This window comes from Mesorhizobium sp. M0276 (assembly GCF_040321755.1).
Lineage (GTDB): Bacteria > Pseudomonadota > Alphaproteobacteria > Rhizobiales > Rhizobiaceae > Mesorhizobium.
In genome coordinates this window covers 1-4476 of record NZ_JAMYSC010000126.1, presented here as the reverse complement: position 1 = coordinate 4476, position 4476 = coordinate 1, and the positions used below count along the sequence as shown (strand labels likewise).

Below are 4476 nucleotides of genomic sequence, written 5' to 3'. Positions count from 1 at the left end.
CCAAGAGACCGATCCTGCCTCAATCAGATGGCCTTCATATATGAATAACTTTCCCCGGACAGTCCTGCCCCTTGCGGGGGAGATGGCCGGCAGGCCAGAGAGGGGTGCTGTCCCGCCGACGTCAAAGTTCAGCGCCGCAGCGCAAGCGTCGCCTCAGAAAGCTAGCGACGCCTAATTGAACACCGCCTCGTAAAGCCGCCCCGCCGCATCGGCCGCCACCGGCACGATGAAGATCTCGTGGGTACCGCTTGTGCCGCTGAAGAGATAAGTCGCCTGCGGCAAGGCGATTTCGCGCGGGCCCCTGAACAGCAGCGAGAAGCCGCCACCCGGGCGCGGGCTGGCGGCGATGGGGTTGACCGCGCTCAGCTCAAGCGGGATCTGCTGGCCGCCGGCTTCGATGGTGAAGATTTGTCCCTGTTCAAAATCCGCTACCGACGCCATGCAAGCCTCAATTTGTCCACTGCCGGCGGCACTGTCGCCGCTTCGCCGCAAGCTGTCCAGAGGCGGCCAGTCTGCCGGGCCCTGCCCGCAAGACAATTCGCCGCCGCAAACCCAAAAATACAGCACCGCCTGTCCTTTTATGCGCGCAAGAGACGCTGTAGTACTTTGTTCGCGCGCGGGATTCTTTTCGATCCAAGATCAGCGCAAACAAGAACAGATCCCGGCTTCGGGACCATTGGCGGCCGGATCGGCTTGCGGGGGACGGACGATGGCGGATGCAAAGACGGACGTGGCGGGCGATGCGATGCCGCTGTTCTATTCCACGCCGGAGGCGCTCAACCCGGTGCGGCACGGCTCGCTTGGCCTGACCGCGCGCAGCGACTTTTCGTTCGCCCGCTCGGCGCACGCCATTCCGGTAGTGGCGTCGGAAATGCCCGCGGCGATGCGCTCCTACCCGATCGTCTTCATCGGTGCCGCCAAGGCGCCGGTGATAATCACCGGCGTGCGCCAGAACGAAAACCTGTTCGTCGATGCCGACGGCCGGTGGACCGCGCCGCACTATGTTCCCGCCTATGTCCGCCGCTATCCCTTCATTCTGGCCGACGACCCGAACGCGCCCGGCCGACTGACGCTGTGCGTCGACCGGGCAAGCGAGCGCGTTGTCGACCAGCTCATGGCGCCGTTCCGCGACGACAAGATCGCGCCGTTCTTCAGCGGCGCCGAGGCGACCGAGGCGACGAAGCAGGCGCTCGCCTTCTGCGATCAGTTCCAGATCGATTTCAGAGTCACCCGCATCATGATCGACAGGATCGACGCGCATGGCCTGTTCGCGCCGCGCCAGAGCAAAGTGACGCTGGAGGGCGGCGAAGTGCTCAACCTCACCGATTTCCAGGTGATCGACGAGCCGGCCTTCAACAAGCTGAGCGACGAAGCCTTCCTCGACCTCAGAAGGTCAGGCGCGCTCGGCCTGCTCTACTGCCACCTCGCCTCGACCAATAGCTGGACGTCACTGGTGCACCAGGCGTCGCTGCGAATCACGAAATTGCCGCCCGTCAGGCCTTGAGGTGGAGTGTCACCAGCACGAAACATTCCCCACCGTCCTCGAAGCGGGCCGTTACACGCAGCCAGTTGCCGAAATGCGTCAAGCGCGCCATCGACATGCCATCGCGCCGGTTGGGCATGCGGAACTCGGTGCCCTCCGGCAACCACCGCATCCCGTCCGGTGAGATTTCGACTCGTGCCATCGGCACGGGACCGCTAGGCTCCTTCAAGGCCCTAACGAAGAAAATCGCCTCGCGCGCCCATCCCGCCTCATAAGGTTCACTGGCGGCCTCACCGCTCCATCGCTCGTTGCGCGCGACAATGGCGGTAATGCTCTCGGGCAGCATCAGAAATCCCCCGAAATGCAGATTGCGTCGACGTAGAGGAACGCGCGCTTGGCGACGTCGGTCTCGGCGAACACGCAGAAATTGAGCATGCACCAGAGGTTCTTCATGGCCGGAATGTGAATCGACTCGAAACCAGACAAATCGAAGCTGCGGTCGTTGCAGCGCAGGGCGAGCGCCCGCATCGACTCCAGGTAGAAGTCGAAACACAGATAGGTCCAGTTCACCTTCGTCGGGATCTCATTGTAGCAGAGGCGCTGCGCGCCGCCGGCAATGTCGATCCAGCCCTCCGGCGAGAGATGGTAGTGGCTGATCGTCTTGTTCTCGGTGCCGAGCGGGATAATGCGTTCCGTTTCACGCTTGTATTGCCATTTTTGCAGATGCTGGCCGTCGAGCGCATTGAGGAAGCGCTATGCGGCATCACCCTGTCATCGCTGTTGTCCCGGTCTCCGCCTTGCAGATCGAACAGGAAGCCGACCGAATGCACATCCGTTTCCGACAGCTTCAGTTCGGTGGCCTCCGGCTTGAAGGTCGTGGCAGCGCCAGGAGCGGAAGCTTAGCAGGGGTCACGCCAGCGCCCAGTTAACGCTACGAAGCAGACCCTCAGCCTGTGCCGGAAGCTGGGCCCGGCTTACCAAGTGGCATATCCAGGAAGCGCTTCCCCCCTTCTCAACTAGGTACCATTTTCGGCTCTATGCTATACCTGCACGACGAGCCCCTTCCTTGATCGCAGCGAGGGCAAGAGGATTGGTGACGGGATAGGTTCGGATGAAGTTCTCGACGGTGAACCTTGGAAACTCGACGGCAATCCGACTGGCGATCAACTGCGCCTGCACCGGCTCTTCGAGCAGCGCGTGGCACAGGGCACGGAACATCAGAGTGACGGGAATATCCGGCGGACTTTGGCACAGCGACGACAGACTGTCGGCATAGCGACCGGCGACGAACCGCGCCCGGGCGAGTTGCGCGTAGTACCAACTCGGAGCCTGCGGATTGAGGCGAAGCGCCCGTTCGGCAAGAGCACAGCCTTCTTCCGGATTTCCACACACGAGAGCTCGGCTTGAGGCAAGCATCGACAGCACATCGGCGTCATTGGGTGCCAGGGCCAGCGCCCGGTCGTATTCCTCTGCGGCCCCGCTGATATCGCCGTCAAGGGCGCGGAGAGCGCCCATGTAAAGGCGCGTCATCGGATCGGTAGGATCGAGCGCCAGAGCCTTTTCCACGCATTCTCGCCAGCGCTCGACCGAAGCGGCTGAATCTGGCGTAAAGGCATTGAAGGCATCGACCGCATGTGCCAATCCCAACGTCATCCAGGCCCGCGCGAAGCCGGGGTCGAGTTCCACGGCGCGGGACAGCATGCGTATGGCTGCCGCCCTCGCCTCGGTCGTGAATCTGTCGTGCAGTTCCACCCCGAGTAGATAGCAGTCGTAAGCACCCAGGCTCGAGGGAGGCTTCCGCCGAGCCACCTCACGCCCGAGATTGGCGAGCTTGCCGAAAGTGCCTGCCAGGGCATTGATGACGTTCTGTGTGATGCTGTCCTGCATGAGAAAAAAGTCATCGGTCGACTCGTCGAACCGCGCCGACCAAAGGTTGGCTCCGGTCCGGGTGTCGACCAGCTGCACCGCGACGCGGACACGCTGTCCGATCGCCTGGAGGGTGCCTTCCAGCAGGTAATCGGCGTTCAGTTCCCGTCCAACCGAGCGTGTGTCGCTCGCCCGTCCCCGATAGGACTGCATGGTCTGGCGCGAAATGACCGCAAGGTCGGGATAGCGCGCTAGGTCGCCGATCATGTCGGCCGACAGGCCGTCTGCCAGCCGCGTCCAGCCGTCGTCGGCGCTCAGGTTTTCGAACGGCAAAACCGCAATTAGCGGCGGCTTACTGTCGTCGCCGAAAGAAAGGCCTGGTTTGGCATCGACGATCTTGCCCGCGGTAGCGGGGTCGATCAAGACACGGTACACGCGAACCGGTTCGGCGATACTTTTCATTTTCTGCACGCCGAGTGAGGCAAAGCCGATCGGCACCTTTCCCCTCACATGGTCGCAGGCGGTGGCGGAAATCGCGATTCCTCCAGGTTCCGCCAGCCCTTGCAGCCGATCGGCGATGTTTACCGCATCGCCGTGGATGTCGTCACCCTCAACGATAACATCGCCCAGATTGATGCCGATGCGGAAATCAAGCCGCCGTCCTGGCTGCGTGAGAACGTTCACCTCCGCCTTCTGTTGCTGGATTTCGACCGCGCAGCGCAGCGCGTCGACCACACTGTGGAACTCGACCAGCATCCCATCTCCCATGGTTTTCACCAGTCGACCATGGTGCGCAGCGATCCGTGGCTCGAATACTTCGTTCAGGTCGGTTCGGAAAAGCGCACGCGTACCCTCGTCGTCGATCTGGCTCAAGCGGCCATAGCCGACAACATCGGCAATCAGGACGGCTGCGAGATGACGTTCCATCCCCCATTCCTTCGCGGATTGTTACCCGCTTTCCAAGCTTACAGCAGGTCGCAGGTTGATGCCATTGCCGCCGTCCCTGAAAGACAGCTTTTCGGGTCTGTGTATCTTGCTGCAGGTCGCGATCAACGATGCAGCCCTAGCCACTGTCGTGCGTTCCCCACGGAGACTGGCACTATTGTCGGGACAGCCCTTATGCTCCG

Annotated in this window: 5 protein-coding genes; 1 reads left to right on the top strand and 4 read right to left on the bottom strand. The window is 62.1% G+C overall.

Annotation, left to right across the window (positions count from 1 at the left end; genetic code table 11):
- Window positions 1–171: 171 nt before the first annotated feature.
- On the bottom strand, window positions 172–441 hold the full coding sequence (locus NKJ01_RS35930) for a DUF6916 family protein (RefSeq protein ID WP_023761871.1): 270 nt from the start codon (window positions 439–441) through the stop codon (window positions 172–174).
- Window positions 442–709: 268 nt separating this feature from the next.
- Here NKJ01_RS35930 and NKJ01_RS35925 point away from each other — a divergent pair, with 268 nt between their 5' ends.
- Window positions 710–1504 (top strand): SapC family protein, encoded by a 795-nt coding sequence (locus NKJ01_RS35925; RefSeq protein ID WP_352735310.1) that lies wholly within the window; start codon window positions 710–712, stop codon window positions 1502–1504.
- Here the strand turns inward: NKJ01_RS35925 and NKJ01_RS35920 are convergent.
- From NKJ01_RS35920 to NKJ01_RS35910, 3 genes are all read right to left on the bottom strand, one after another.
- Window positions 1494–1829 (bottom strand): hypothetical protein, encoded by a 336-nt coding sequence (locus tag NKJ01_RS35920; RefSeq protein WP_352735309.1) that lies wholly within the window; start codon window positions 1827–1829, stop codon window positions 1494–1496. The two genes, NKJ01_RS35925 and NKJ01_RS35920, sit on opposite strands and share 11 nt — an antisense overlap.
- Entirely contained in the window at window positions 1829–2206 is a 378-nt protein-coding gene (locus tag NKJ01_RS35915; protein WP_352735312.1) for a DUF6772 family protein, read from the bottom strand. The genes NKJ01_RS35920 and NKJ01_RS35915 overlap by 1 nt, the downstream gene beginning before the upstream one ends.
- Window positions 2207–2518: 312 nt before the next feature.
- Window positions 2519–4276 carry an adenylate/guanylate cyclase domain-containing protein gene (locus NKJ01_RS35910; protein WP_352735307.1) on the bottom strand — a complete coding sequence of 586 codons (1758 nt, stop codon included), beginning with the start codon at window positions 4274–4276 and terminating at the stop codon, window positions 2519–2521.
- Window positions 4277–4476: the final 200 nt, after the last annotated feature.